24 protein-coding genes and 2 pseudogenes are annotated in these 25,902 nt (G+C 68.4%); 7 read left to right on the forward strand and 19 right to left on the reverse strand.

Annotated elements, in window-relative coordinates; genetic code table 11:
* Positions 1-8 precede the first annotated feature (8 nt).
* Complete coding sequence (locus tag KVT44_RS46435) at positions 9-2,918, reverse strand: SpoIIE family protein phosphatase (protein ID WP_217574240.1); 2,910 nt, start codon at positions 2,916-2,918, stop codon at positions 9-11.
* A 329-nt stretch (positions 2,919-3,247) separates the two neighbouring features.
* On the opposite strand from KVT44_RS46435, the gene KVT44_RS46440 reads away from it, so the two are divergent.
* On the forward strand, positions 3,248-3,646 hold the full coding sequence (locus tag KVT44_RS46440; protein ID WP_308314304.1) for a helix-turn-helix domain-containing protein: 399 nt from the start codon (positions 3,248-3,250) through the stop codon (positions 3,644-3,646).
* Positions 3,647-4,158: 512 nt separating this feature from the next.
* On the opposite strand, the gene KVT44_RS46445 is transcribed toward KVT44_RS46440, so the two are convergent.
* Both KVT44_RS46445 and KVT44_RS46450 read right to left on the reverse strand, forming a co-directional pair.
* Positions 4,159-4,605, reverse strand: coding sequence for a nitroreductase family deazaflavin-dependent oxidoreductase (locus KVT44_RS46445; protein ID WP_217574242.1), 447 nt, complete (start codon positions 4,603-4,605; stop codon positions 4,159-4,161).
* Between the two features lie 123 nt (positions 4,606-4,728).
* Positions 4,729-5,343, reverse strand: a complete 615-nt coding sequence (locus KVT44_RS46450; RefSeq protein WP_190174736.1) for a flavodoxin family protein — start codon at positions 5,341-5,343, stop codon at positions 4,729-4,731.
* Positions 5,344-5,468: 125 nt separating this feature from the next.
* On the opposite strand from KVT44_RS46450, the pseudogene KVT44_RS61210 reads away from it, so the two are divergent.
* Together KVT44_RS61210 and KVT44_RS46460 are read left to right on the forward strand one after the other, a co-directional pair.
* Positions 5,469-5,591, forward strand: a pseudogene (locus tag KVT44_RS61210) (TetR/AcrR family transcriptional regulator); the annotation flags it as partial.
* Between the two features lie 97 nt (positions 5,592-5,688).
* Entirely contained in the window at positions 5,689-6,057 is a 369-nt protein-coding gene (locus KVT44_RS46460) for a hypothetical protein (RefSeq protein WP_217574244.1), read from the forward strand.
* Positions 6,058-6,400: 343 nt separating this feature from the next.
* Here KVT44_RS46460 and KVT44_RS46465 read toward each other — a convergent pair whose 3' ends face one another.
* Positions 6,401-7,381, reverse strand: a complete 981-nt coding sequence (locus KVT44_RS46465; protein WP_308314305.1) for an MFS transporter — start codon at positions 7,379-7,381, stop codon at positions 6,401-6,403.
* Positions 7,320-7,625: pseudogene (locus tag KVT44_RS59070) on the reverse strand (MFS transporter); the annotation flags it as partial. The pseudogene KVT44_RS59070 and the gene KVT44_RS46465, both read right to left, overlap by 62 nt.
* 254 nt (positions 7,626-7,879) lie before the next feature.
* Here KVT44_RS59070 and KVT44_RS46470 point away from each other — a divergent pair.
* Positions 7,880-8,785 carry a helix-turn-helix transcriptional regulator gene (locus KVT44_RS46470; protein WP_217574246.1) on the forward strand — a complete coding sequence of 302 codons (906 nt, stop codon included), beginning with the start codon at positions 7,880-7,882 and terminating at the stop codon, positions 8,783-8,785.
* Between the two features lie 16 nt (positions 8,786-8,801).
* Here KVT44_RS46470 and KVT44_RS60810 read toward each other — a convergent pair whose 3' ends face one another.
* The 6 genes from KVT44_RS60810 to KVT44_RS46500 all read right to left on the reverse strand — a co-directional run bounded on the left by KVT44_RS60810 (position 8,802) and on the right by KVT44_RS46500 (position 13,796).
* Positions 8,802-9,137, reverse strand: coding sequence for an aldehyde dehydrogenase family protein (locus KVT44_RS60810; protein WP_308314306.1), 336 nt, complete (start codon positions 9,135-9,137; stop codon positions 8,802-8,804).
* A 338-nt stretch (positions 9,138-9,475) separates the two neighbouring features.
* The gene (locus KVT44_RS46480; RefSeq protein WP_217574248.1) at positions 9,476-10,084 is read right to left on the reverse strand and encodes a TIGR03086 family metal-binding protein; all 609 of its coding nucleotides are present in this window, start codon (positions 10,082-10,084) and stop codon (positions 9,476-9,478) included.
* 343 nt (positions 10,085-10,427) lie between these two features.
* A complete protein-coding gene (locus KVT44_RS46485; protein WP_217574250.1) occupies positions 10,428-11,336 on the reverse strand; it encodes an MBL fold metallo-hydrolase in 909 nt (302 codons plus the stop codon).
* Between the two features lie 724 nt (positions 11,337-12,060).
* Positions 12,061-13,086 carry an alcohol dehydrogenase gene (locus tag KVT44_RS46490; protein WP_217574252.1) on the reverse strand — a complete coding sequence of 342 codons (1,026 nt, stop codon included), beginning with the start codon at positions 13,084-13,086 and terminating at the stop codon, positions 12,061-12,063.
* 2 nt (positions 13,087-13,088) lie between these two features.
* A complete protein-coding gene (locus KVT44_RS46495) occupies positions 13,089-13,394 on the reverse strand; it encodes a hypothetical protein (protein WP_217574254.1) in 306 nt (101 codons plus the stop codon).
* A 153-nt stretch (positions 13,395-13,547) separates the two neighbouring features.
* The gene (locus tag KVT44_RS46500; protein WP_217574256.1) at positions 13,548-13,796 is read right to left on the reverse strand and encodes a hypothetical protein; all 249 of its coding nucleotides are present in this window, start codon (positions 13,794-13,796) and stop codon (positions 13,548-13,550) included.
* 94 nt (positions 13,797-13,890) lie between these two features.
* On the opposite strand from KVT44_RS46500, the gene KVT44_RS46505 reads away from it, so the two are divergent.
* The 3 genes from KVT44_RS46505 to KVT44_RS46515 all read left to right on the forward strand — a co-directional run bounded on the left by KVT44_RS46505 (position 13,891) and on the right by KVT44_RS46515 (position 15,862).
* Positions 13,891-14,592 (forward strand): SDR family oxidoreductase, encoded by a 702-nt coding sequence (locus KVT44_RS46505; RefSeq protein WP_095857055.1) that lies wholly within the window; start codon positions 13,891-13,893, stop codon positions 14,590-14,592.
* A gap of 53 nt (positions 14,593-14,645) precedes the next feature.
* The gene (locus KVT44_RS46510; RefSeq protein WP_190174780.1) at positions 14,646-14,798 is read left to right on the forward strand and encodes a hypothetical protein; all 153 of its coding nucleotides are present in this window, start codon (positions 14,646-14,648) and stop codon (positions 14,796-14,798) included.
* A 95-nt stretch (positions 14,799-14,893) separates the two neighbouring features.
* Positions 14,894-15,862 carry a patatin-like phospholipase family protein gene (locus KVT44_RS46515; protein ID WP_254650835.1) on the forward strand — a complete coding sequence of 323 codons (969 nt, stop codon included), beginning with the start codon at positions 14,894-14,896 and terminating at the stop codon, positions 15,860-15,862.
* Between the two features lie 244 nt (positions 15,863-16,106).
* On the opposite strand, the gene KVT44_RS46520 is transcribed toward KVT44_RS46515, so the two are convergent.
* From KVT44_RS46520 to KVT44_RS46555, 8 genes are all read right to left on the reverse strand, one after another.
* Positions 16,107-16,436 (reverse strand): hypothetical protein, encoded by a 330-nt coding sequence (locus tag KVT44_RS46520; RefSeq protein WP_217574260.1) that lies wholly within the window; start codon positions 16,434-16,436, stop codon positions 16,107-16,109.
* Between the two features lie 207 nt (positions 16,437-16,643).
* Positions 16,644-18,041 (reverse strand): dihydrolipoyl dehydrogenase, encoded by a 1,398-nt coding sequence (gene lpdA / locus KVT44_RS46525; RefSeq protein WP_217574262.1) that lies wholly within the window; start codon positions 18,039-18,041, stop codon positions 16,644-16,646.
* A 51-nt stretch (positions 18,042-18,092) separates the two neighbouring features.
* Positions 18,093-18,791, reverse strand: a complete 699-nt coding sequence (locus tag KVT44_RS46530) for an SDR family oxidoreductase (protein WP_217574264.1) — start codon at positions 18,789-18,791, stop codon at positions 18,093-18,095.
* Between the two features lie 821 nt (positions 18,792-19,612).
* On the reverse strand, positions 19,613-20,554 hold the full coding sequence (locus KVT44_RS46535; RefSeq protein WP_217574266.1) for a D-2-hydroxyacid dehydrogenase family protein: 942 nt from the start codon (positions 20,552-20,554) through the stop codon (positions 19,613-19,615).
* Positions 20,555-21,357: 803 nt separating this feature from the next.
* On the reverse strand, positions 21,358-22,500 hold the full coding sequence (locus KVT44_RS46540; RefSeq protein WP_217574268.1) for a hypothetical protein: 1,143 nt from the start codon (positions 22,498-22,500) through the stop codon (positions 21,358-21,360).
* Between the two features lie 70 nt (positions 22,501-22,570).
* The gene (locus tag KVT44_RS46545) at positions 22,571-23,773 is read right to left on the reverse strand and encodes an NADP-dependent malic enzyme (protein ID WP_217574269.1); all 1,203 of its coding nucleotides are present in this window, start codon (positions 23,771-23,773) and stop codon (positions 22,571-22,573) included.
* Between the two features lie 401 nt (positions 23,774-24,174).
* Complete coding sequence (locus tag KVT44_RS46550) at positions 24,175-24,963, reverse strand: enoyl-CoA hydratase/isomerase family protein (RefSeq protein ID WP_217574270.1); 789 nt, start codon at positions 24,961-24,963, stop codon at positions 24,175-24,177.
* Positions 24,964-24,995: 32 nt separating this feature from the next.
* Entirely contained in the window at positions 24,996-25,889 is an 894-nt protein-coding gene (locus tag KVT44_RS46555) for an alpha/beta hydrolase (RefSeq protein WP_217574271.1), read from the reverse strand.
* Positions 25,890-25,902: the final 13 nt, after the last annotated feature.

The following is a 25,902-nucleotide window of genomic DNA, read 5'->3' on the forward strand; positions in this document are numbered from 1 at the left end:
AGCCCGCCTCACACGGACTCGTACGAGATTCGCTCACCAAGCGGGTCGGTGGACAGGGACTGCTCGGTCCAGATGCACTTGCCGGACCCTGTGTAGCGGGCGCCCCACCGGCTGGTCACAGCGGAGATCAGCTGGAGCCCGCGGCCGTTCTCGTCGGTGTCAGCCGCTCGACGGATTCTGGGCATCGCGGGGCTGGCGTCTGCGACTTCGCAGATGAGGGTTCGGCCGCGCAGCAGCCGCAGGGTGATCGGTCCTCTTGCATGGCGGACGACATTGCCGACGAGCTCGCTGGCGACGAGTTCGGTAGTCATGATCAGTTCATCCAGGTTCCAGACGGCGAGCTGGGCTCGGACATGCGCGCGGGCTTGGCCGGCGGCTGTGGGGTCGTCTTGCAGCTGCAAGCAGGAGATGTTCTCCGGAGCCAGCGCCTGGGTGCGGGCCACGAGCAGTGCGCTGTCATCGCGGCTGCGCTGGTCGGGCAGCAGGGTGGTGATCAGGCGGTCGCACAGGTCGTCGAGGGTCTCTGTCACCTGAACGTGGGCGGGGCGAAGGTGGCAGGCGAGGCGGCCCATGCCTTCGGCGATGTCCAGTCCGCCGGATTCGACGAGGCCGTCGGTGTAGAGCGCGAGGATCGCGCCGTCGGGCAGGCTGAACTCGGCTGTGTCGAAGGGCGGGGTGGCGGCGCCGAGCGGGGGATTGACAGGCAGGTCCGGGAAGTAGCTGGTTCCGTCGGGCCGGAGGATGGCGGGCGGAGGATGGCCGGCGGTGATGGCCTCGCACATGTGGTTGACCGGGTCGTAGACGATGCAGAGGCAGGTGGCGTAAAAGCCGTCCCCGAGGCCGCTGACGATTTCGTTGAGGTGGAAGAAGAGCTCGTCCAGAGGCTGCTCGAGATCAGCGAGCGTACGGCCCGCGGTGCGCAGTCGGCCCATGGTGATGGCCTCGGACACACCGTGCCCCATGACGTCTCCGATGACCAGAGCAACCCGCTCGGCCGACAGCGGGATGACGTCGTACCAGTCGCCTCCGGCATACGTGCCGTCGCCGGCGGGCTGGTAACGGGCGCAGGCGGTCACAGCGGACAGGGCGGGCAGGCGCCGCGGGAGCAAACCGCGCTGGAGTTCCTGGGCCCGGCGGTGCTCGGCGTCGAACAGCCGGGCGCGCTCCAAAGCCTGGGCGACCATGCCACTCATAGCGGTGAACAGGGTGCGTTCCTCCTGGCTGAAGGCGTGCGGATGCTCGTAGATGACACATGAAGTGCCCACGGTGCGCCCGGAGGCGATCAGCGGCAGGATCGCCCATGCCTGGGCCCCGCTCGCAGCGGGCAGGTCGGCAAGCGCTGGGAAGCGGCTGATGAACTCCTCCGCGGAGGAGATGAAGTGCAAGGTGCCCTCGATGAAGGCTTGGGTAGACGCCGGAAGCTCTGCGATGCGGGCGCCTTCGAAGCGGCGGAGGCTCTCCTTGGGGCCGGCACTGCCCATCAGAAACGCTCGGCCGTTTTCGTGAGTCCAGACGCTGACGTCTTTGGCCTCGAACAGGGGAACCATGTGGGTGGCCATCACATCGGCCACGTCATGTCCGGTGACCGCGCCGGCAAGGGCTCGGGTGAGCTCCACGATGCGCGCGGTACGTTCGACGGCAGCGCCCTCGGCGGAGGCCTCGGTGGCTTGCGGGTGCCGGGTGCTGCTGATGTCGGTGATGCACAGGGTCAGGCCGTCCGGCAGCGGGGCCAGTCGCACATGCAGCCGTCGGTCGGTGTACGTGCGTACGTCCAGCTGGGTCGGTCCGCCCTCGGCCGCTGCTTGCCTGCCTGCTTCCTCCAAGCTGGGCGAGCACAGCGCCGGAACCGCATCCCACAGCACCTGCCCGAGGAACTGCCGCGACGGGGCAAGCAGGCGCTCGGCCTCCGGATTGGCAAAGATGATCCGCCAGGAGGGGTCGACGGCCAGGATTCCGTTGCGCACAGGCGACAGGGCTTGCTCCGCCGGTTCCTTGGCCAGGTGGCCCGAGGTGATGTCACGCACCATCCCGGCCAGGCGCGGGCCGGAGCCGTCGTCGGCACTCGATGCCTGGCCCCGGACCTCCACCCGGCGCATGCCGGTATCCGGCTGGCGGACCCGAAATTCCGCCTGGTAAGGCGTGTGGGCGCGGATGGCCTCGTCGGCCCGCGCCAGCATCTGCGGGAGATCCTGCGGGTGGACCAGTCGCCGCCAGGTACGGATCTGCCCGTCGAATTCCTTCGCGTCGATCCCCAGGATGCAGAGCGCGGCATCGTCCCAGATCACCGTGCCGGTACCGAAATCCCAGCCCCAGAATCCGACGGGGAGTTCCGCGGTGTCGCAGTCGGCCGGCCGTCCCGCATCCTCAGGTCGAGGAGGTCCTGGACTGTCGTGCAGGCAGTCGGCGATCCAGCCTGCCACGGCCGTCAGTTGCTGGTGCAGAGCCGGCTTCTCCGGCGTACGGGTGAAGACGGACAGTACGCCGAGGGGCTCGTCCGAGGCCGGTACCGGTACCGGAACCGAGAGCAGTCCGGCTCCTGAGGGCACGCCAGGCAGGCACGCGGCCGATTCGGGGCTCGTCGGCGCTGTCCATGCCGGGGCGTTGATGCGTACCGCGTATGCGGGAGCCTCCGGCGAGCGGCGGTCGATCTCTTCCCAGCGTTGCGTTCCTGGCCCGTCGACGTTGCTTTCCACCGCCAAGTACAGGCCGCTGCTCCTCAGGGGCCCGAGGTGCACCATGCCGCCCATGGCCTGAGCCACTGCCACCGCGCGGTTCAGTCCGAGCCTTAGCGTGTCGTAAGCGTTCAAATCCGCACTGTGTGCGGGCGGCAAGGGGGAGTGGGGAGCATGTGCCGGGGCGCCGGAGGAGGCGCCTTCCGCCGCCTGCGGCTGCTGGGTACACCTGCTCTTGCCTGACATCGTCTCCCACCTGTGATCCGGCAAGGAAAGTTATAGACAAACCTATCCGAATGGGTGGGATGTCGAAGATTCCGGCTTTCGTGAGGGTGGTCTGCTCCGACGCCAGAACGCCCGGGTTGGGCGCAGAATGACCGGCTTTGGCGAGCTGATGCACGTGGGGACGAGCGCTCGGCCGACCGTATCCCCGACGGTGGCGGCCGCGCGGTCCGAACTGGCCGAGAGGGCCGCCACCCGGCTAGAGCTCACTGGAGACCTTGACTCCAGAAGAGAGTATGAGGAGCCTTGGTTTCCTGGTATAGAATGCGGTCATGGTAGAGCAGGAGCGGTCAGTGACCATCGACTCGGACCGGCCGATGGACATCCTCGATGCGGCCTGTCCCAGTCGTGATGTCTTTGTGGACCTGGCCGACAAGTGGGCCCTGCTGATGCTGGCGAGCCTGCGGGAGCGCGGTGCCCAGCGGTACTCGGAGCTGCAGCGGTCTCTGGGTGGGATCAGCCGGAAGATGCTGTCGCAGACCCTGCGGACGCTGGAACGTGACGGCCTGGTCCTGCGCAGCGTCGACCCTGAGGTCTTGCCGCCTTTGGTGCTGTACGGGCTGACCGACCTCGGCAGTGAGATCGCCGAGGAGACCCGGGCCCTGTGTTCCTGGACCGAGAAGCGGGCCGCGCGCGTGCACGAGGCCCGCGTCGCCTACGACAAGCGCCACGCCTCCGACCAGGGGGCGTGAGCCGACTGCGGCGGTGAGTGGCCGGGACCGGACTGTGCGGGCTGTTGCGCCGTATAGCGCGGGGCCGGGCGGGTGGTGAAGCCGCGGTTCACCGCCGTAACGCGGCGTGCGTTGCCTTGGACGTCGATGGTGTGAAGGCTTGCGTGCGCTGTCCAGTGGCGGTTGACCACCGAGGTGAGGCCGGCCACGAGGCCTCCACGTGCTGGGCGTTCAGTGCCTGCACGGTGTCGGCGAGGCTCCTCGTCGAGGAGCGTGACATCGGTGTCGATGCCCTCGACTTGAGGGACTGTCAGTCGGACTGAGGACAGGCGGTGGAGTGCGGCTGTCACCCGGCTGCGATTCGTCCCGGTGGATGTAGTGGGGTAGGTGGTCGGGCGTTCGCGCCAGGAGAAGCCCGCCTTGACGGTGTGGGGCCGGCGGGGGAGGGCGACATCGTCGTGTCGCCGTCGTGGGTCCGCGGGTGTCCGGGTGGAGCGGTGCCGTTCGGTAGGCCCCACCCGGGTGACGGTCGGTCAGTGTTTGTCTGTGACCGGTTCGAGGACGAAGAGCGGGATGTCGCGGTCGGTTCCGGCCCGGTACTCGACGAAGGGTGGGTAGGCGGCGTCCGCGCGCTTCCACCATTCGGTCTTCTCCTCGCCGTGGAGCTCGCGGGCGATCATGTCCTGCTTGACCGCTCGGTCCTGCACCTCGACAAGGGGATGGGCGACGACGTTCCGGTACCAGGAAGGGTGCGTGTCGGCGCCTCCGTTGGACGCGGCCACCGCGTAGGAGCCGTTGTGCTCGACCCGCATCAGGGGCATCTTGCGGATCCTTCCGGACTTCACGCCCTTGGTGGTCAGGATGATGACCGGCAGGTCCAGGAAGGTCCCGCCTTCCGCGCCGTCGGAGGCCTCGTACTGCGCGACCTGGTCGCGCACCCACGAGGTGGCGCTCGGCTCGTACTCACCGTGCAGAGGCATGGTCGTGCTCCTAGTCGTTCTTCATGGCACGGACCGTGAGGATCCTCGCGGTCCTGGTAAGGGAAGGGCTTTTCGCCCGAAGGCCCCTGGAGTGCCGGGAATTGGGGTACCGGGATGGGCCGGTCAGACAGTGACTTCGGCCAGGGCGGCCCGGCCGACGGTGAGGGCTGCGGCCTGTGCGGTGACCCGCGCCCCGAGGTGTTCGGCGGTGGCGATGTCGGCTTCGTGCACCGTCTCGATGCCACCGTCCTGAGGGGTCTGGGCTCCCGCACCGACCCAGAAGCCGAGCCGGTTGAGGTCGGATTCGCTGGCTTGGAGGGCGTTCCAGCCCGGGGCCAGTCCCAGGCCCACCCAGATCATGTGGTGCTGGGCGGCGAAGGCGGCCAGGAAGTTCAGGGTGTTGAGCTTGTCCCCACTCTTGGAGGCAGAGTTGGTGAAGCCGGCGGCGATCTTGTCCGCCCAGGTGCCGTTGAGGTACCTGCCGCTACTGGCCTCGGCGAACGCGTGGAAGCCCGCGGATGCGCCGCCCATGTAGGTCGGCGCCCCGAAGATCACTGCGTCAGCCGTGTCCAGCTCGTGCCACTGCTCGTCGGTGATGGCGTCCACCGCGACGAACGTCACGTGTGCGCCGGCCTTCTCAGCACCGCGCTGGACGGCCTCGGCGAGGACGGCGGTGTGTCCGTATCCGGAGTGGAAGGCGACAACTACGCGCGGCTGGGGGGCAGCAACCTGGGACATCTGGGACTCCTTGGTAAGTCGAACGATCCGTGGTGGTCTCTAAAGTAGACCAAGCCTCCATTGGTATTCAAGTAAAAAATTGAGTCTAGGTATCCCATGAAGTTCATGCAGGTGGTGTTGGGGCACTGAATGTCGTACGCGACCAGTTCTGGACGACTGGATTTGCCGGCACGTCCACCTATGACCTCATGGAAGCAACTGGGCTGGGCAAGGGCAGCATCTACAAGGCGTTCGGCAACAAGCACGACCTGTACGTGCGTGTCTTCTCCGACTACTGCCGGGACCTCGTCGCCCCAGGCCCGCGAGCAGCTGCAGGGCGGCCCGAAAGCGGTGCTTCCCTCACCGATGGCGCGACTCGAGCACTACCTCGTCTCCCTCGCCGGCGCCTTCGCCGGCGAGTCGCCCCACCGTGGATGCTTCCTCACCAAGGTCACCGCGGACCGTGCCGGTCAGGACGAGGAGGTGGCACAGACGGCCCGCCGCGCGTTCGACGATCTCGCCGGCGTCCTCGCGGGCGCGATTCGCGACGCCCAGGACGCAGGGGAAGCGGCCGACCATGTCGACTCCTCGGCTCTGGGGTATCTGCTGCTGAGCGTCGTCAGGGGCATCGATTCCATTGCCAAGGCGGACGTCGACGCCACGACGCTCGAGCAGGCGGCGCGATCCGCCGTGGCCCTGATCCCGAGGGCAGAGCCACCTCGTGCGGAGGTCTGACGCCGGTCGAAGCGCCCGGCCTGCTGGGGTGGAAGCCAGGAAGTATGGCGGCAACTTCCGCAACGGCACGCGGTCCAAGACCGTGCTGACCGACGTCGGGCCGGTCGAGACAGCGAGGTCATTGAACGGCAGCTACAGGCGATCATGTCCCTGAATCCCAGTGGCAAGTGCCAGGCCCGCTCACCAGCTGCTGGTCCAGCCGCCGGAAGACCGTGCCTAACGCCTTCGATATCGCGGCCGCCTCAGCGCGACGCCGGCCATCAAGGGCGGATGGGCTCGCGCCGCGTCATGAGCGCCGGGCCAAGCACATGCCTTGTGGGTCGTGGGCCGTGGTCGTGGGGCATCAGTGGGTGGCGGCAGTGGCCCGCTGCCGGTTGAGGGTGGCCGTGAGCAATCCGGCTTCGAGTGTGACGCTCTGGTGGCGCCGGGTGAGGTGGCGGTCCAGCAGAGTGCTGCCCATGGCCGTTACGGCGAAGGCTGCGCCGATCCAGGCTGTGCCCGCCAGTCCCAGTCCCGTGTTGATGACGAGACCGGAGACTATGGGGGCGGCGGCGATGCCGATGTTGAAGGCGGCGATGTTCACGGCGCCGCCCAGCGTTCTGGTCTCGCCCAGGATGGAGAACACCCTGGCATTGACGGCGGGGGTGACGGAGAATTCGGCCGCGCCCAGCAGCACCACGAGCGGGATCGCCGCCCATGCGCTGTTCGCGGTGACGGCGAGTACGACCGCGACCGCGGCGAAGGAGCCCATGCCGGCGAGCAGGACGGTGAAGGGGGCGCGGTCGGCGTTGCGTCCTCCGATGGTCAGGCCGGCCAGCGCGCCGACTCCGTAGAGTCCCAGCACGAGGGGTATGAGGCCATCGCTGATGCCGGTGACGTCCTTGAGGAGGGCGCCGAGGTAGGCGAAGATCGCGAAGTTGGCGGCTACGGACAGTGCGGTGGTGGCGTAGGCGACCCACAGCCGCGGCACCCTCAGCGAGCGCAGTTCCGTGCCCAGGTGGGGCTGTGCCGCCGTGGTGTCACGGCCGCCGGGCAGGACGATCAGCAGTGCGACCGCGGAGAGCGCGGTGATCAGGGCCACGGCCCAGAAGGCCGCCTGCCATCCGGCGTGCTGGGCCAGCAGGGTGCTGGCCGGGACGCCGATGATGGTGGCTACGCTCAGCCCTGAGACGACCACCGATATGGCCCGGCCGCGCTTGGGTGGCGTCCACGAGTGAGATGGCCGCGACCGAGGCCACGGCCCAGAACCCGGCATACGCCATGGCCGACACCACGCGCATGGCCAGCAGGAACCCGAAGTTCGGGACGAGTGCGGCGGCGACATGGGCGGCGATGAAGACGAGCTGGAAGCCGATCAGCGCGGCGCGGCGCGGCATCTTCAGGGTGGCCAGGCCCAGCAGGGGTGCTCCGGTGAACATGCCGATGGCGAAGGCGGACACCAGCAGTCCGGCGGAGGAGAGGGGGACGTCGAGATCGTGGGCGACGGAGGGCAGCACCCCGGAGAGCATGAACTCCGAGGTGCCCTGAGCGAAGATGCCCAGCCCGAGGACATAGATGACGAACGGCATGATCCAGCTGCTCCGTAAGGTGGTCGAAGGACGAACCAGATGGCTTCCGCTCGCTCCCTACGGTTACTGCACGCAGGTGAGGGCTCCGCTCCAGCCGTACATCGCTGGTGAGGCGGCGCTGCCGTCCCGGTTCACATCCAGCTTCGCGCCCTTCATGCCCTTGCGGACCCCGTGCACGCGCCTTGCTGAACCTAGGTCCAGGTGGTCCACCTTCACCGACCCCGTCACGGCGCTGCGGTGCTCACACTGGATACATGAAACAGAACGGCGAACTGGGTGACTTCCTGCGCTCGCGACGGGCGCGTCTGCGCCCCGAGGACGCGGGGGTGGGCTTCAGCGGCGGCGCGCGCCGGGTGCCGGGGCTGCGCCGCGAGGAGGTCGCGCACCTGGCCGGGGTGAGTACGGACTACTATGCCCGCCTCGAACAGGGCCGGCACCCCCACGTCTCGGAGACGGTGCTGGAGGCTGTGGCCAGCGCTCTGCGCCTGGACGACCTCGAACGCGGCTATCTCTTCGAGCTCGCCCGGCCCAAGACACCCGGTCCGGGCCGGCACCGTCCGGCCCGCGTGCCGCGGGTGCGGCCGGCGGTCCACCGCATGCTGGACGTTCTGGACAACGTCTCTCCGGCCCTCGTCATCAACCACCGCAGCGACGTCCTGGCGGGCAATCACCTCGCCCACGTGCTGATCACCGACTTCGACACGCTGCCGTACCGCGAGCGCAATCTCGCCCGCTTCGTCCTGCTCCACCCTGCCGCCCGCGATCTGTACAGGGACTGGGACAAAGTCGCCGAGACGTTCGTCGCCAGCCTGCGCCTGGCGGCCGGCCGCCACCCCGACGACCCCCAGCTGAACGAGCTGGTCGGGGAGCTGTCCATCAAGGTGCCCCAGTTCCACACCTGGTGGGCAAGCCACCGCGTGGACCAGTGTGCCCACGGCACCCAGCGCCTCCATCACCCCGTGGTCGGCGAACTCACGCTTTCCTACGAAACGCTGGCCCTTCCCGCCGATCCCGACCAGACCATCTGCCTCTACACCGCCGAACCCGGCTCCGCCTCCGCGGAGACGCTCCGGCTGCTCGCCAGCTGGAGCACCCCGACAGACGCAGAGGCATCCTCCCCCTCCGGGCACGGCACGGCGCCCCGGAACATCGCGTCATGAGCCGCGCCGTCCGTTTTCATGAGACCGGTGGCCCCGAGGTCCTGCGGCTTGAGGAGATCACCGCCCCGGTTCCGGTGCGGGTGAAGTCCTCATCCACACCCGCGCGTTGGGGCTGAACCGGGTGGAATCGATCGAGTCCGTACTCGGAATCGTTGGCGATGGCGATCGCCTCCTCGTCGTCCTCGTAGGGGATGACGGCGAGGACCGGACCGAAGTTGTCTTCGAGGGTGATCCGCATGTTGTTGGTGACGTCTCGGAAGAAGGTAGCCGGGGGAACGACCGGCAGATCTGACCGGTGTTCGGTGAGCAGGCCGTGGCCATGAACGGCCGAGCCCGGCCGCTCTGTACGCACCCTTCACCGTTGCCCGCGCGACCTCGTCGAAGGTTTCAGCAGCTCGACGAGACCCTGAATGAGGGGTACCGCGCTCGCTGAGCTGTCCACGCTTGGCGGCGCCGTCCTTTTCGCCTGAGCCAGCGACGACGCCACCCTCTCGCGGGACATACTCGATGCCGCGGCGGGGCCATGTGTTGGTCGGCGTGTGATGCTGCGCGTCGAGCGCGGCCAATTCCTCCAGCGGCTCGTTGGGCAGACATCAGGCGTGACTCCTACGTGAAATCACACCTGATGCATGGCATTCCCCACACCACCGGCGATCAGTCTTGCTCGTCACACCGGAGGCAGTTGCAGAACTATCGCGTGGGTCGGGTCCATCGGGGATCCCTGCCGGTCAGGCTCAGCGCGCGGTCGAAAGGGGGTGCGTGGGTCTCTTGTGGCACCTCGTCGGCGAGAAGGCCCAGGCCGCGCATGCGGGGCGCCTCACGTGTGTAGGTGTCGAACGCGGCACTGGCCAAGGATGCGGGGATGTTGATGGGCTGCCCGGTGGCTACTGCCATGTCCCAGGCATGGATGGCGAATTCGGCGATGAGGATCTCGCCGAGCGCGGTGGCCGCCATGGGCGGTCCGCCGACGCTCGCCTCTCCTGCCCACGCAGTCGGCGCGGACCAGGCACTCACTGCCGGATCCGCCTTTTCAGCCATCAGCCCAGCCCAGTCGGACTCCGCTCGTCCGGCGAGAAAAGGCATCGGGTCGGCAGTCAGCAGGCTGGGATCCGGTGCCGCCCGGGTGCCCGCATCCCTCGTCATCAAGAGCATTATGGCGATGTGATTCACAAGGTCTCTCACCGTGAATTCCGAACATGGGGTTGGATCCTGGTACTGGTCCACCGACACACCGCTGACCACGCCAAGAGCCAGATCGATGCTCTGCGCCAACAAGTCCACCCTGGTCGATTGCTTCATGCGGCGTTCCCTCCTTCTCGTGCCCCAGACCGGGGCGAACGGTCCTGATGAGATGGTCTGTCAGACGATGTTGTATGTGGTGATCGCACGTTGGGCTGTGTATGGCGCTTCGTCCGAACGGGTGGCGGGCTCGGCCCTCGTATTCAGGGGCGTCCCGAGTACGCCCGACGCGAGGGCCAGTAGGAGGGAGCGGGCGACGGACGGTTCCGAGGGCAGGTGATCGAGCCAGCGATCCTGGCCGCAGGCCTGGTCCCCATCACGCCCCGGCGACGACCCGGTCCCAGACCTGCCGCGGTCCTGTGCGGCTACAAGCGCCACGCCCCCTCACTGCAGGGCGCTCGTCTCAGTCGATGAAGAGGCTCCATGCGACGGCGTTGAGGTTGTCGGCGAGGAAGATGTCGGTCCCTCCCAGGCGCTTGTCATAGTTCGGCATCAGCTCGGCTGCGCGGGCGACGACCGCGTCCATCCAGACCTTCAGTTCGGCCTGCTTGTTGTTCGCCGGCACCTTGTGGGCGGCCGCGGCCTGCTTCAGGTCGACCGTCTGCAGCGCCTCGGCCGCGGACTTGCGCAGGTCGTTGATGTAGTCACGGTTCGTCGCCACGTCCTGGGGCGTGCCGTACAGGGACATGTGACCGCTCACGATGGTGTCGAAGTCGTACTCCAGCAGCTGGTCCATGGCTTCGAAGTAGGCGGGCACGTGGGCGGAGAAGACGAGGCGGAAGAACGGCGGGTTCTTGACGGAGAAGCTGTCGATCGCCGCCATGGTCCTCAGTTCCGGGACGTGGATGAACAGGTTGCCCGCCTGGTGCCAGTCGCCCGTGTAGTCCAGGGTGAACCGGGTCCCGTCGATGTCCAGCGTCTTGTGGGGACCGTTGAAGGTCATGTTCGGCAGCGGACGTCGGTCGTCGTGCGCCTCCTTGATGAACCGGCCGGTGAGCTCGTGGCCGATGATCTGCAGGCCGTCCCGGTTGAGCTGGTGAGCCGCACCGATGTGGTCGGCGTGCGAGTGGCTGTAGATCAGGTGTGTGAGCGGTTTCGGGGTGACCGACTCGATCGCCGCCAGCAGATTGTCGCCTCCCAGGGCCGGAGGAGCGTCCACCAGGACGACCCCGTTCTTGGTCTCCAGGAACATTGTGTTGACCATGCCCTGGGTGACGCCGTAGGCGCCGCCGCCCAGATCGGTCACGACGAACCCGGACTCCGGGATGTCCGGACCCAGGGCGAAGTCGGGCATGGGCTTGAATGCGGTCATCAGGGATTTCCTTTCCGTGCCACCCGTCCGGCAGACGGGTGAAATGGCGTGACAGCGAGTGGAAGGTGATCGAGGGCCCTGTGCGGTCACAGACCTAAGGGCCTGCGGCAGTCAGGCCCCCGATCACGTTCATGGGATTTGAGGACCACACGGTCGTTGACGGCCGTGTGGTTGCCTGACCAGTCCGGCCGTCGCTCAGGTGGCGTCCGGACTGGTCAGGGCGGTGCGGCAGCGGCGCCGCCATCCCGGTTCACACCCAGCGTCGCGCCCTTGATGCCCTTGCGGGCCCCCGGCGCGCGCCTTGCTGAACCTAGGTCCAGGTGGTCCACCTTCACCGAACCCGTCGGCACTCCAGCGGCAAGACCGATTGCATGGATCAGAACGGCAACCGGGTGTCTTCCTGACCGGTTACGCATACGCCGGCGACCAGACAGTCGGTCACCCAGCGCCCACTGCCACACAGTCCCACCCGTCTGCCGGAGGGGCCATAGCCCTCAACTCCGCCCCGGAGCTCCCGCAGACGACTGCGGCAGCGGAAACCGAGCGGCTGCCGACACGAACCCAGCCTTCTGAAGGCGGGGCCCGGCGGGTCCCACGGCCAGCAGTACGAAGCCCGGACAGCCGGACCAGGGCAGGGGCTGCCGGAACCGGCCTCGGCCGGGTGGCCTCGGAAGCGACGAACTCGGCCGAGGCAGGCCGACTGGAGAGCCGTGGCTGACGGGTGTCAGCCGACCGTGAGCACCATCCGGAAGCGGGCCTTGCCGACGAGCATCTTCTGGAACGCCTCGTCCGCACGGTCCAGTGGCAGGGTCTCGGTTATCGGTCGGATGCCGTGCAGGGCGCTGAACGCCATGGTGTCCTCGACGTCCTGCGAGGTGCCGGCCGGGTGGCCGCGGACGATGTAGGCGCCCATGAGCAGCTGGGCCGGGTTGACGCCCAGCGGCGCGGTGTCCGCGCCGATGACCACGAGCTCCCCGCGGGGGGCCAGGCCGTCCACGGTGGCCGTGATGGCCTCGGAGTTCCCGGCGGTGGCCAGGACGACCTTGGCGCCGCCGAGGGACTGGAGGGCTTCGGCGACCGGAGCGCCGGAGGTGCTGTCGATGTAGTGATGGGCGCCGAGCTGTTTGGCGAAGTCGGCCTTCTCGGCGCCGCGTGCGACAGCCACGGTCTCGAAGCCCATCGCGATCGCGTACTGCACCCCGAGGTGTCCGAGGCCGCCGAGACCGAGCACCGCGATCAGATCGCCGGGCCGGGCGGCGCTGCGCCGCAGCCCGTTGAAGACGGTCACGCCCGCGCAGGCCATCGGGCCGGCGTCGCTCGCCGACACCGCGTCGGGGATGCGGGCCAGGGCGTCGACGGGCGCGATCACCTTCTCAGCGAATCCTCCGTCGTACGCCCATCCGGGGACTTTCAGGTTCCGGCAGACGATGAAGTCGCCCTCGCGGCAGGATTTGCAGTGGCCGCAGCTGCCACCGAACCAGCCGACCCCGACCCGGTCGCCGACCTGCCAGCCGTGGTCCTGAGCGCCTTCGCCCAGTTCCTCGATGTGCCCGGCAATCTCGTGCCCGGGTACTTCGGGGAACGACACGCCCGGTAGCCCGCCGCTCACGAAAGCCGCGTCGGTGTGACAGACACCGCATGCCTCCAGGGCGATCCTGACCTGCCCGGAACCCGGCTGTGGCACCTCTCGCTCGGCGAGTTCGAAGATGCCGTTCGGGGCGGTCACCTGCGCGACTCGATAGGTACTCATCTTCAGCACTCCTCGGGGAAGTTGTCTCCGTACATCGGCAGGCCGCTCAGGGATCGTGCTTCAGCTCTGCCGGGAGGCTCTAGACCAGATCGAAGAGCCCCCCGGCCGGACGGGATGTGAGCGCTGTGCTGGATGTAGTCGGGGGACCAGAACCGCTCGGCAGCGGCGTACTCCCGCTCGTTGAAAAGAGCGTCGAAGGCTTCACGGACGATTGCCTTGTTCCTGTCTTCGACGGTGCGCATAAGAGCTTTCTGTCTCTGCGAGTAGCCGCCGTTGTGGTCGATTCTCGTCGGAGTCACGTTGATCAACGACCGTTTTCAGTGCCATTGCCCGTAAGTTTCGGGACATCCGAGTGGTCACGGTCGCAGGAAGCAAACAGGCTCTTGTCGGAGGCCGGCCGCGTCCAGCAGTGTGGTCGCGCTGGTGACCGCCAGGCCGGCGCGCCGGGCCTCCAGATGGAACTAGTTGGTGAGCATGTCCTTGAAGCGTCGCGTCACCACGCCGGCCGGGTGCTCGGGGTCCTTGAGCTCGACCGCGGTGGCCACCAGCGGGCGGCCCCGGTAGGCCGGTGAGCGCGACAGCGACTCCAACTGCTCGAAGATGTGCAGGATGCGGGCGTGTGGCGGGCGGTCGTCCTCGCGCGGGATCAGAGCCTCCCAGTAGGCCAGCGCCGCGCGTTCCAGACTCGAGGCGGGGGAAATCACGTTCATGCCGGCCAGGGAACGTCGGCGACTTGCCTGTGGAAACCGATCAGTTTACGGTGACCTGAAACCGATCGGTTTCCATCGTTTGAGGAGAAGGCGCATGACCGCAATCGCAGGCTCGACCGTCCTGGTCACCGGGGGCAGCAGGGGTATCGGCAAGGCACTGGTCGAAGACCTGTACACGCGGGGCGCCAAGAAGGTGTACGCCACCGCCCGCGACCCGAGGACCGTCACCCACCCCGACGCCGTCGCGCTGGCCCTTGAGGTCACCGACCCGGCCTCGGTGGCCGCCGCCGCGGCGGCCGCGCCGGACGTCACGATCCTGATCAACAACGCGGGCGCGGCCGTCGCCGCCTCCTACTTGACGTCGCCGATCGAGGACGTGCGCCGCGAGTTCGAGACCAACTTCTACGGACCGCTGCTCACCACCAGGGCCTTTGTCCCGATCATCGAGGCCAACGGCGGCGGCCACCTGCTCAATGTGCACTCGGTCGTGTCCTGGATCGCCCTCGGCGGCTCCTACAGCGCGTCCAAGGCCGCGTTCTGGTCCCAGACCAACTCGCTGCGCCTGGACCTCAAGCCCCGCGGCATCAACGTGACCGGACTGCACGTCGGCTACGTCGACACTGACCTGGCCGCCCACATCGACGCCCCCAAGTCTTCCCCCGCAAGCGTCGCCGCGCTGGCCCTGGACGGCGTCGAAACCGACGCTTATGAGGTGCTGGCCGACGAGGTGACCCGCCAGGTCAAGGCCGGCTTGTCCGGCGACCTCGGCGCGCTCTACCCGCAGCTTGCGCACTGATCACTCAGAGCCCAAGTCGGCCTCGATAACAACTGCGGAGAAGGACGCAAACCATGAACTCCGCAACCACCACCCAGACGTTCGCCGAGGAAACCACCACCGCCGAGATCGTCGTTCGGATGGTCGATCTCTACCCCGGCTGGGAGAACCGCCGCATACTGTGGCACTCGGCCATGGCCGCCATCGCCCGCAAGAACGGCCAGTAGCAGCCGAGCAACACCGGGGCGGCGCCCACACCGCGCCGTCCCCGATCCTGTGCGCAGATCCCGCCCCCGAGCAGTTCCCTGGAGCCGTGACCACGATGACGACGACCGCCATACCTGCTGCGGAGACAGATCCCGAGGGGCCGCACCCGGTCTGGCGCGTGCTCACCGAGCGCGCACAGGCCGACAGCCGGCCCGGCGTACGCGCCGACGGGCACCGCGTGGCGCTGGCCATCGAGGGCGGCGGGATGCGCGGCATCATCGCCGGCGGGATGGCCCTGGCGCTGCACGAACTCGGCCTGACCAACGGCTTCGACGCCGTCTACGGCGCCTCCGCCGGCGCCGCGTCCGGAGCGTGGCTGCTGAGCAGCAGCCCGCAGTCGCTGCGCTTCTGGGCGCATCCCCGCTACGCCAGAACGGCGATCCGGCACTCGAACCCTCTGCGCGGGCGGCCGCTCGTAGACCTGTACGCCTTCTACGAGGTGCTCTACCGCTACGGCGACCAGGACTGCGCGCCGATGGACTTCGCCTCGATCCTGGCCAGCGATATCGAGTACCACCCGCTGGCCACCGACGCCGCCACCGGGGAGTCCACCGACCTGCGGCCCTTCGTCGGCGACGCCGCGGAGTTGCGCCTGGCGCTGCGGGCCAGCGCCGCCCTGCCGCTCCTGGCGGGCGACCCCGTGATGCTGCGCGGGCGCCGGTTCTACGACGCGGGCGTCTCCGAATCCGTGCCCTACCGAACCGCGCTGGCCCAGGGCGCGACCCATGTCATGGTGCTGCGATCCCGGCGTGCGATCGACGTGGCGCGCCCTTCTCGCTCCGCCCCGGTCATCGCCAAGACTTTGCTGCGCCGTGAGTCTGCGGCCTTGCGCAGGGTGTTCCTCGACCGCGAGGCGCGTCTGGCCGAAGACGACGCCTCCCTGGCCCACCACCCGACGATCGTCTCGATCCGCCCCGCCCCGGGCACACCGCCGGTCGGCCGCCTGGCCCGCCAGGGCGACCTCCTCGAAACCGCACTGGAAGCCGGGCGCGCCGCCGTCCACGACGCTCACAGCCACCTGTAGTGCCTGCGGCCCCACGAAGGCGCTGTCGGTGGTCGACAGGGTGAGTTCGACGTCGCCGGTGAAGGCGGATGCGAAGTCGTCCGCGGAAACGGGTGAGGATCGCCATTCACTGCTCGCCGGGCTGAGCCGCGTGGCGAAGCGCCGGCGGTATGGCCGACGGCATGCAAGCGATTGCCGACGGCCGGACCGAAGTCGTCGCTGACGAGCCCACCAGGCAGCTCAGAGCTACCCTCACCCAGTCCCCTCAGCGCTGAGCTTGCCTCTGTCGTGAAGTTTCCCCGTGATCCTGGCCGCTCGATCTCCATGTCGCGAGGGCGTGTTGGTGCCGCTGCCTGGTCTCAGCTGGGGTGAGGTAGCCGCGGACCTTGTGCTTGCGCAGGCGGCGGCGGTCATAGAACGTCTCGATGGACGAGGATGGCGCGGTGGTGGTTGCCGGCGCGTAGCCGACGACCTCGCGGGTGGCCAGGGCCGGCCAGCAGGCGAGTTGGAGCCGGCCCTCGTCGGTCGGGAGAAACGTGATGTCGCCGACCAGCTTCGTGCCGGGGCGGTCGGTGTGGAAGTCGCGGCCGGTCAAGTCCGGGGCCGGCCTCGCCTTCTTGTCCGGCCGCGTCAGCGAGGGTCGCCTGCGGCGATGGGGCCCTGGACGCCCCGCTCGCGTACGACTGGGGCGAGGTGAGCCAGGCGTGGAAAGTGGAGCGGGCCGCCTTCAGTAGCCGGCACAGGAAAGCGACACCATGGGTGGTCGTCATCCTTGCCCGGCGGGCAGGCAAGTACCGTAAGTTCAAAGGTTGATCATGTGGCCGGCGAGGCCGTGGAGGGCGTCCTGAACCGCCTCACTCAGAGTCGGATGTGCGTGGACGTTCCTGATGAGCTCGGTCACCGTGAGGTCCCATTTCTGAGCGAGGGTCAGCTCCGGGAGCAGTTCGGTCACGTCCGGGCCGATCAGATGGGCGCCGAGCAGTTCGCCGTAGCGCGCGTCACTCACCAGTTTCACGAAACCGACCGTGTCGCCGAACCCGTGTGCCTTGGCGTTGGCCGTGAACGGGAACTTCGCCACCCGGACGTCGAATCCCTCGGCACGGGCCTCGCTCTCCGTCCAGCCGAAGCTGGCGATCTGGGGCTGACAGAAGGTCGCGCGGGGAACCATCCGGTAGTCGAGCTCCATCGTCTCCACACCGGCGATGCTCTCCGCGGCGATGACACCCATCGCCTCGGCGGCGTGAGCCAGCATCAACTTCGCGGTGACATCGCCGATGGCGTAGATGTGCGGCTGGCTGGTGCGGCCATGGCCGTCCACGTCGATTGCACCGCGGTCGGTCAGCCGTACCCCCGCGGAGGCCAGCCCATAGCCGGCCGTACGCGGCTGGAAACCCGTGGCTTGCAGGACCCTCTCTGCCTCCAGGACCTGTTGTTCGTCGCCCTGCCGGACCACTACACGGACAGTGTCCGCGGCCTCTTCGATCGACTCGACGCGGGCGGAGGTCAAGACGCGGATTCCCTGTCGCCTGAACCGCTTGGTGAGCTCAGCTGACACCTCCTCGTCCTCCAGCGGTGCGATCCGGCCGAGGAACTCGACCAGCGTCACCTCGACACCGTAGGACCGCAGTAGATAGGCGAACTCGACGCCGACGGCGCCTGCTCCGGCGATGATCAGGCTCGACGGAAGGCTGTCGGAGAGGATCTGTTCTTCGAACGTCACGACGCGCTTGCCCAATGTCGTGCCGGGCAGCAGCTTCACGGTCGCACCGGTGGCGATGATGCAAGAGCGGAAGGAGAGCGTCGCCTCGCCGTCGCGCAGGCGCACTTGCATCGTGTGCGGATCGATAAGGGCGCCCCGGCCCTCGAACTGGGCGATCCTGTTCTTGCGCATGAGATAGCCGACGCCCTTCGCGCGGCCGTCGGCCACCACCCGGCTCCGCTCGTAGGCGCTGTGGTAATCCAGGCTCACCTCCCCGCTGACCTTTACGCCGAACTTCTCCGCGTCGTGCAGGATCAACTGTGCGACCTCGGCGTTGCGCAGCAGTGCCTTGGCCGGAATACAGCCGATGTTCAGGCACACCCCGCCCCAGAAACGGCCCTCCACGATGGCCGTACGAAGCCCCAGCTGCGCGGAGCGGATGGCAGCCACATATCCGCCGGGGCCCGCACCGAGGACGACGACATCGAAGTCAGTGTCCATTCCACCTCTCCCTTGGTGTCGGATGGCCTTGGGTCATCCCGCCGTCGCCGTTCACGGCGCCGGATCCAGGAGCTCCACAGGGCCGGACAACGCCGCGCGCACCCGGCGGGAGACCTCATCGACCAACACCTCGGGCACGTCGTGGCTGATCGCGTCGATGGTCTGCGTCGCCACCTCCGCAGTCGGCACTTTCGGCACGTCGAGACCCACGGTGGCGTCGGTGTCCACAGGACCCACATGCACCCTGACGACCAGTGTCCCCTGCTGCCGCAGACCAACGCGCAACGCATTGGTCAGCGACCACTCAGCAGCCTTCGACGCCGCATAACTGGGCCACCGCTTGTTCACCCGCCACGACGCCACCGACAGGATGTTCACCAGAGCTCCGCCGCCGTTGGCCGCGAGCACCGGAGCGAAGGCCCGCGAGACCGCCCAGGTGCCCAGGTAGTTCACCTCCAGCTCGCGCCGCGCGCCCTCCAGAGATCCCTCCAACAGGCTCGGCCCGGCCTGGATGCCGGCATTGTTGATCACGATGGTCGCGTCGGACGCCGCCACCGCCGCAGCCGCGATCCGGTCCTCGTCGGTGACATCGAGACGCAGCGTCTCGACCCCTGGCTCCCGGACGCTCTCGGGGTCGCGGACGCCCGCATACACCTTGGCTGCGCCTCGGGCGAGCAGAGCACGGGTGAACGCCAGTCCGATACCCCTGTTCGCGCCGGTCACCAGCGCGACCGATCCTTTGACCTCCATGGCCGGACACCTCGCTTTCGTTGGTTGTCGCCGTGCCGATAGAACCGCGGGCCCCGTATCTGGAACATCCAGCCAATAGATGGATAGGCGGTCGGCAGCTTGTCTCTGAACTCCGCAAGCCAGTAGCGCCCCTTCCAAGGAGACAGCCGCGCGACCAACACAGCCCGAACACCGGCGGCGCTCGCCGGCTGACGAGCAACCGGGGACTCAACCCAGGGTTTCGCATCAGAAACGGCACCGCATCATGTGGGGCGCGTAGTTCCGGCGCGGTTGGTGACCACGAGTCACTGGATTGGCCAGGAGAGCAGTGCGCAGGGGCCAGGCCACCCATGCGGTACCTCCTGGGCATGAGGAACCGCGGACAAGACCCCGCCGCCGGTTCTGGCCCCGACCCCACGCCGCGGACAGCTCGTTCACTGGTGAAACCACTCCGTACAAAACCGTCGCTCGGCAGACTCACCCCCGACATCCCGTGCTGTGCGTAGTCGCGTGCCCAACAACCCACGTGACCTCATGCGCGATCAAGGCAAGGAGTAGTCGCGGTGCTTGCAGGCGACGTCCGGCGATGACCGCAGTCCGTGGCGCGTCGTTCTGCGAGCCAGAGACTCGCGCCATGCGCTCATACGGGCAGCACTACCGGCGGGCCCGCTGCGTCGCCCAGACGCCTGTCGCCGTACGGGCGGAGGGCGGCCGGCACCCACTGCAGGTCGTGTGCGTCTACCTTGCAGGCGATGTGATCCGCAGACGGACGGAGCGGAGCGGATTGCAGGCGACGGTGCTTTCCAGGAGCACATTGCGCATCGGGAGCACATTGCCCACCGTCAAGACAGCATGCGAACAGGCGTCCCGGCATTCCATGCGGCGATGTCCTCGACCGCGTCCCGATAGAAGACCTCATACAGATCCCGACTTACGTAGCCGATGTGAGGTGTCACCACAGCGTTGCTCAGTGAACGTAGAGGGTGATCGGCCGGCAGGGGTTCGTGATCGAAGACATCCAGCGCCGCTGAACCGATCCTCTTCTCGACCAACGCCCTGAGCAGCGCCGCCTCGTCCACCACGGGCCCGCGCGAGGTATTCACCAAAATCGCCGTCGACTTCATGAGGCCCAGTTCGCGCTCACCGACGAGGCCTCGAGTGCGCTCACTGAGTACTACGTGAATACTCAATACATCGGAGCGCGTGAACAATTCGTCTCGCGAAACGTATGTCGTTCCTTTCGCCTGCGCGTCCGCGGGTGTCAGGTTCTTGCTCCAGGCGATGGTCTGCATGCCGAAAGCGCGCCCGATCTCCGCTACCGCGGTCCCCAATCGCCCGAGGCCCAGAACTCCCAGAGTGGCCCCCTTGAGGCTCGCCCCCAGCCCCTCTTGCCATCCACCTCGGCGAACGGAGTCCACCTGTTGTGGGATCAAGCGTGCTGCGGAAAGAATGAGCCCCCAGGTGAGTTCAACCGTCGGGTACGAGAAATACCCCGTACCGCACACGGTGATACCCAAACGGTGTGCGGCATCCAGATCGATTGCCGCGTTGACCGGCCCGGTGGTGACGAGCAACTTCAGACGTGGCAATCGCTCCAGGGTTGAGGGCGGAAAGGGGGTCCGCTCTCGCATGGCCACCACTACCTCATACTCGGCGAGCGCCGTCACAACCGCCTCCTCGTTTTCGAAGGCTTCAGCGAAGACATGCACCTCGGCGTGGAGCGAATCCCAGTCGGCCAGGTCCAGCGCAACGCCTTGATAGTCGTCCAGAATCGCGATTCTCATGAGGAATCCTCCCATTTTTGCCAATTGGACCGAAGTGTCGGTGGGTGGGGTATGAACTTCCTGACGCGGCTGGTCCGGCGAGCGCAGGGGGGCCGCGTCCAGCCGCCCGCGGGGGAAGGAGGCGAACGGGCGTCCGGAGAAGACCGATCCGGCAGGAAGAGCGTGTTGTGATGGCACAGGGGTCAGACGTTTCGATGCATTCCAGGTTCACACGCTACGGACTATCGCGGCCGGAGCGTGAGCCGGCGGTCAGCGGCTGAGCTTGCCTGGGTGCCGCGTTGAGGCGAGGACGAGTCAGGCCACCGCACCGATGTCATCCGTATGGTCCAAGTCGGCTGGTAGATGGTGGTGTAGACCCGCCGGTGGAGGCGATAACGGCGATGGTGACGACGGGCATGATCGCGAGGGTGCCGTTTGTCGCGCGATTCCGTCCGGGTAGTGGCAGCTACCAAGGGCGGACGAGGACGGTGCCGACCTTGCCGGGCCGTACCGCGTGCTCCACGGCGTAAGCCGGCTCGCCGAGGCCGTACGCCGCGGCGACGTACGGCCTGGTCGTGGAGCGCCGGCGCGATCAGCTTCGCGGCGGCGACGCCGGATGCCCGTCTCTCGGCGGAGGCCTCGGACTGCCGGCGGCCGATGTTCTTGCCTCGCAGCGTCGGCGACTTGTGCAGCAACGTCGACGCGTGCACCGAGTTCGGCTCCTCGGCAGATGTCCGCACTTGACCGGGGCGGGTGGGCGCGTGCCGGTGGTGCCGTGGCGTTCTCCTCGTTGTTGTCACATCGGTTCGTTGCTGTCACATCGGTCAGACGCAATCAGACGAAGCTTTCAGCACCGTGTCGGGTTCTTTCGGCGGCACGGTGAACGCCGGGTGCCGTGTGGTGCCGTTGCCTGGTGCGGAGTGCCTTTCGTCGGTGTCGGCCCAGTGGGCTATGGATGTGTCGTCGGTTGTGGCCCGGTGTGGTGTGGGGGCCGCCGGGCGTTGTTTGGTGGTGCGGAAGGCCAGCAGGACTGCGGAACCCGCGGCCCACAGGATGAGTGTCGCCAGCGGGGCGAGGACGTGGGAGCTCTGGAAGTAGCTGAGGTCGGCGATGGCGCGGACGGCGGCGCCGGGGGGCAGCAGTGCCGACACGGTCCGGGCTCCGCTGGGCATCAGGTCGGTGCCGACGGTCGCGCCGCTGGTGGAGTTGCCGACGGTCAGCAGCAGCAGGGTGGCGAGGGGGATACCGAGGGGGCCGACGTACGTGGCCAGCATTTTCGTGGTGAAGGCTGCGGCGGCGGCCAGCAGGGCCAGGACGAAGGCGAGGGGGAGATACGGTGCGGGGACGGCGTCGAGGATGGGGCCGGCGATGGCGGCCGCGACAAGGCCCGACGCTGCGGCGAAGCCGGCCATCAGGGTGAAGCGGTGCCGCAGGTGGAGCAGGCCGCTGAGTCCCACGACGCTCTGGGCGAGGGCGAAGCCGGAGAGCGTCACCCCGAAGGAGACGTAGAACCCGGCCAGGCCGCGGGCGTCGTACCGGTCGAGCGGCACGATGTCGGAGACGCTGAGGTGCTGGTCGGCGCCGTGTGCGTAGGCGGTGACGAGTTTGGTGACGGCGGTGGTCGTGGACAGGCCGTTCGCGCTCGCGACGTCGAGTTTGAGGTCTTTGCCGTGAGGGCCGGTGCCGAGCACGGCCACGATGTCTCGGTGGCGCAGCGCATCGCGTGCCTCGGCGGTGGAGTCGGCGCGCCGGACGTCGATCGAGTCGCCCAGGGCCTGCTGGACCTTGTTCGCCAACTGCGGTCCCGTGACTGCCACGGGGATCCGGTGGGGCTGGGGGTCGCGCATGAGTCCGACGTAGCAGCTGACGAACGCCGAGACGATGACCAGGCCGATCAGGAACGGCTGCAGCCAGACGCGGATGGGGTGGCGGCGCCTGTGATGCGGGGGGTGGGGCTGGGGATGCACTCCGGGTTTCTCCATGACTGGTGGTGGATCGACGACAGTGGGACCGTTCGCGGTAACACCGTTGGGTGTCTCACCGCCGGGTCACCCCGTCGAGCCGGGCGGCGGTGGCGACGGCCTCGGCGACCGCGGGGGCCACTCGCGGGCCGAAGGGGGAGGGGATGATGTGGTCGGGACGCAGTTCGTCGGCGACCACGGAGGCGAGGGCATCGGCGGCGGCGAGTTTCATGCCGGGGGTGATGCGGCTGGCGCGGACGCGGAGGGCTCCGGCGAAGATGCCCGGGAACGCGAGGACGTTGTTGATCTGGTTGGGGTGGTCGCTGCGGCCGGTGGCCACGACGGCCGCGTAGCTGCGGGCGATGTCGGGGTGGATTTCCGGGGTGGGATTGGCCATGGCGAAGATGAACGCTCCCTTGGCCATGGTGGCGACGGCGGTTTCGGGGACCGTGCCGCCGGAGACACCGATGAAGACGTCGGCGCCGGCGAGGGCGTCCTGCAGGGTGCCGGCGAGTCCGGCCCGGTTGGTGGTGACCGCGAGGTCGCGCTTGACGTCGGTCAGGTCGGTGCGGCCGCGGTGGATGATGCCGGTCCGGTCGGCGACGGCGATGTCCCCGATGCCTGCCTCTATGAGGATCTTGGCGATGGCGACGCCGGCCGCGCCGACGCCGGAGATGACCGCGCGCAGGTCGGCGAGGTCGCGGCCGGTGAGCCTGGCGGCGTTGCGCAGGGCGGCCAGGGTGACGATGGCCGTGCCGTGTTGGTCGTCGTGGAAGACGGGGATGTCGAGGCGTTCCTGGAGCCTGCGTTCGATCTCGAAGCACCGGGGGGCGGAGATGTCCTCGAGGTTGATGCCGCCGAAGGAGGGGGCGAGGCGGGCCACCGTTTCCACGATCTCGTCCACGTCGGTGGTGGCCAGTGTGACGGGGACCGCGTCCACGGCGCCGAACTGCTTGAACAGGACCGCTTTGCCTTCCATGACCGGCAGCGAGGCCTGCGGCCCGATGTTGCCCAGGCCGAGCACGGCGGAGCCGTCGGTGACGACCGCGACGGTGTGGGAGGCCCAGGTGTAGTCGTGAACGAGTTCGGGCTGCTCGACGATCGCGGTGCACACCTCGGCGACGCCGGGGGTGTAGGCGAGGGACAGGTCGTCGCTGTCGCGCAGCGGCACGGTCGATGTGATCGCCATCTTGCCGCGGCGGTGCAGCGCGAAGACCGGCTTGCTGTCCCGGCCGAGGGCTTCGCGGTGCTCGGCTGACGTGGCGCTTTCTGCGTTCATGACTGCTGTTCCTTCGTGCGCGTCGCGTCTGCCTGCCCTGGGCAGGCAAACCCGAGGGCTGCGGTGGAGGTGCGTTCCCCCGGGCTGGTGCCGTACGGGACGGCACGGTTGCTCGCGGGCGGCCGGCTGGGACGGGCAGGCGCCCACGGCAGCGTGCCGACGCCGTGCACTGTCGTACCGGCTCCGTGTGCCGTGGTGCCGGTGGCCTTGCAGCCGGCCCGGCCGGGGGCGTGGCGCGGCCGCCCTGCCGGGCCACGGTGCCGGTCATGGGGGACCGGTCACGGTGGGTGCCGTGCACCGGGCATCCGTCATTCATCGGCGGGTGCCGGCGGCAGGGGGCGTGGTGCCTGGGGGAGGGGTCCTGCGGTTTTCTGTGGGGGTGAAGGTGGGCCCGGAGCCGGTCAGCGGCCCTGGAAGTCGACGGCGGGCCGGGGCTGCTTTGCCTTGAAGGCCTTGACGGCTGAGGCGAGGCCCTTGTTGACGTCGTCGGTTTCGAACAGCGGCATGGCGATGTCGAACATCGCTTCGTCCGCGGCGGAGACGCCGCCGACGGCCCAGGCGCGCAGCAGGGCCTTGTGTGCGGCGTAGGCGCGGGTGGGTCCCTTGGCCGCCTTGCGCGCGAAGGCGGTCGCTTCGGCCAGCAGGCTGTCGTCGGCGACGACCCGGTTGACGACACCGGCGTCGGCCATGACCCTGGCGGGCACCTGCTCGGAGGTGAGTGCCCACTCCGCGGCGCGTGCCCGGCCCGCACGCTCGGCGACCCGGTAGATCCCGCCGAGCAGGGTGACGATGCCCAGGGTCTGCTCGGGGTGGCCGAAGCGGGCTGTCTCGCCGGCGAAGATCACGTCGGCGCGGAGCGCGAGTTCCAGACCGCCGCCGAAGCACAGCCCGTGGACGGCGGCGATCACCGGCAGCGGGAGCCGCTCGAGCTGGTTGAAGACCTGCATGTAGCGCTCGAAGAGGGTCCGCAATTCACGTACGTCCGCATCCGGCCAGTCGACGATGTCGCCGCCGAAGCTGAAGTCCGGGCCCTCGGCGCGCACCAGTACCGCGCGGGCGTCGCTGTGGCCGATCGCCTCCAGCGCTTCGGCGAGGTCGGTGGCCATCTGCGGGTCGATGCGGTTCTGCGGCGGGTTGGTCAGGACCAGCGTGGCGAGGCCATCGTCGATGGAGTAGGTCAGATGGGGCATGGTTCGTCCTTGCACTCTGTCGGGGGCGCTCGTCAGGAGAGGTGCCGGCGGAACCAGTCGAGGGCGCCGGTGCTCGCCTGGTCGAACTCGGTGGTGTACGGATCGAAGTGGCCGCCGGGGATCAACTGCAGCCGCTTGGGTTCCAGGGCCTGCTCGAAGGCCGCGAGCCCCGTGTCGGTGAGGGTCACGGTGTCGTTCGCGGCGACCACCATGAGTAGCGGCGTGGGGGAGACCCGAGTGACCCAGGTCCCGGGCTCGTACATGCGGGCCAGCAGGTTGGAGCGGACCGTGACCTCGTTGCTCCACACGCCCTCCGGTACGGGCTGGAGGTAGAAGTCGATGGCTTCCTGCGTGCGGTAGGAGGCGGGCACGGCCGGGTCGTCGCCGACGACGGCCTGGGTGCGGGGGGCCTCGCCGCGGGCCTGGGCGCGCTCGTCCTCGTCGAAGGCCGCCTCCAGCTTCGTGACCGCTTCCGGCGCGATGCGGCGCCGCCCCTGCTCGAAGCCGCTGATGGTCGGCACCTGGGAGACCACGGCGCGCAGCCGGCGGTCGGTGGCGCCCAGCACGATCGCGTGGCCGCCGGCGTAGCTGGTGCCCCACAGGCCGATCCGGCCGGCGTCGACCTCGGGCCGACTCTCCAGGTAGGAGATGGCGCGGCGCCAGTCGGCGATCTGCCGCCAGGGGTCGATGTCCTGCCGGGGAAGGCCGTCGCTGGCGCCGAAGTTGCGGTGGTCGTGCAGCAGGACGACGAAGCCCGCCTCGGCGAAGGCCCGCGCGAAGGGCTCCAGGCCGTGGTCCCTGACCCCGGCGTAGCCGTGGGCCATGGTGATCGCCGGGTGGGGGCCGGGACCGTCCGGCAGGAAGAGCCAGCCGCGCAGCGTGACCCCGCCGTCGGCGTCGAATGCGACATCCTCGCGCTGGACCATTGAACAACCTCCT

The sequence above is a fragment of the Streptomyces sp. GbtcB7 genome (assembly GCF_019091445.1).
In the GTDB taxonomy this organism is placed as follows: domain Bacteria; phylum Actinomycetota; class Actinomycetes; order Streptomycetales; family Streptomycetaceae; genus Streptomyces; species Streptomyces mirabilis.

Excerpts from the sequence above, each read along its gene's own strand:
- KVT44_RS46500 (WP_217574256.1), bottom strand. The coding sequence starts at position 13,796 with ATGAACGTGATTTCCCCCGCCTCGAGTCTGGAACGCGCGGCGCTGGCC.
- KVT44_RS46530 (WP_217574264.1), bottom strand. The coding sequence starts at position 18,791 with ATGGAGGTCAAAGGATCGGTCGCGCTGGTGACCGGCGCGAACAGGGGT.
- KVT44_RS46555 (WP_217574271.1), bottom strand. The coding sequence starts at position 25,889 with ATGGTCCAGCGCGAGGATGTCGCATTCGACGCCGACGGCGGGGTCACG.
- KVT44_RS46480 (WP_217574248.1), bottom strand. The coding sequence starts at position 10,084 with ATGAAGCAATCGACCAGGGTGGACTTGTTGGCGCAGAGCATCGATCTG.
- KVT44_RS46535 (WP_217574266.1), bottom strand. The coding sequence starts at position 20,554 with ATGAGAATCGCGATTCTGGACGACTATCAAGGCGTTGCGCTGGACCTG.
- KVT44_RS46470 (WP_217574246.1), top strand. The coding sequence starts at position 7,880 with ATGAAACAGAACGGCGAACTGGGTGACTTCCTGCGCTCGCGACGGGCG.
- KVT44_RS46550 (WP_217574270.1), bottom strand. The coding sequence starts at position 24,963 with ATGCCCCATCTGACCTACTCCATCGACGATGGCCTCGCCACGCTGGTC.
- KVT44_RS46465 (WP_308314305.1), bottom strand. The coding sequence starts at position 7,381 with ATGTCGCCGCCGCACTCGTCCCGAACTTCGGGTTCCTGCTGGCCATGC.
- lpdA (WP_217574262.1), bottom strand. The coding sequence starts at position 18,041 with ATGGACACTGACTTCGATGTCGTCGTCCTCGGTGCGGGCCCCGGCGGA.
- KVT44_RS46505 (WP_095857055.1), top strand. The coding sequence starts at position 13,891 with ATGACCGCAATCGCAGGCTCGACCGTCCTGGTCACCGGGGGCAGCAGG.
- KVT44_RS46445 (WP_217574242.1), bottom strand. The coding sequence starts at position 4,605 with ATGCCTCTGCACGGTGAGTACGAGCCGAGCGCCACCTCGTGGGTGCGC.
- KVT44_RS46485 (WP_217574250.1), bottom strand. The coding sequence starts at position 11,336 with ATGACCGCATTCAAGCCCATGCCCGACTTCGCCCTGGGTCCGGACATC.
- KVT44_RS46460 (WP_217574244.1), top strand. The coding sequence starts at position 5,689 with ATGGCGCGACTCGAGCACTACCTCGTCTCCCTCGCCGGCGCCTTCGCC.
- KVT44_RS46435 (WP_217574240.1), bottom strand. The coding sequence starts at position 2,918 with ATGTCAGGCAAGAGCAGGTGTACCCAGCAGCCGCAGGCGGCGGAAGGC.
- KVT44_RS46490 (WP_217574252.1), bottom strand. The coding sequence starts at position 13,086 with ATGAGTACCTATCGAGTCGCGCAGGTGACCGCCCCGAACGGCATCTTC.
- KVT44_RS46510 (WP_190174780.1), top strand. The coding sequence starts at position 14,646 with ATGAACTCCGCAACCACCACCCAGACGTTCGCCGAGGAAACCACCACC.
- KVT44_RS46450 (WP_190174736.1), bottom strand. The coding sequence starts at position 5,343 with ATGTCCCAGGTTGCTGCCCCCCAGCCGCGCGTAGTTGTCGCCTTCCAC.
- KVT44_RS46515 (WP_254650835.1), top strand. The coding sequence starts at position 14,894 with ATGACGACGACCGCCATACCTGCTGCGGAGACAGATCCCGAGGGGCCG.
- KVT44_RS46545 (WP_217574269.1), bottom strand. The coding sequence starts at position 23,773 with ATGAACGCAGAAAGCGCCACGTCAGCCGAGCACCGCGAAGCCCTCGGC.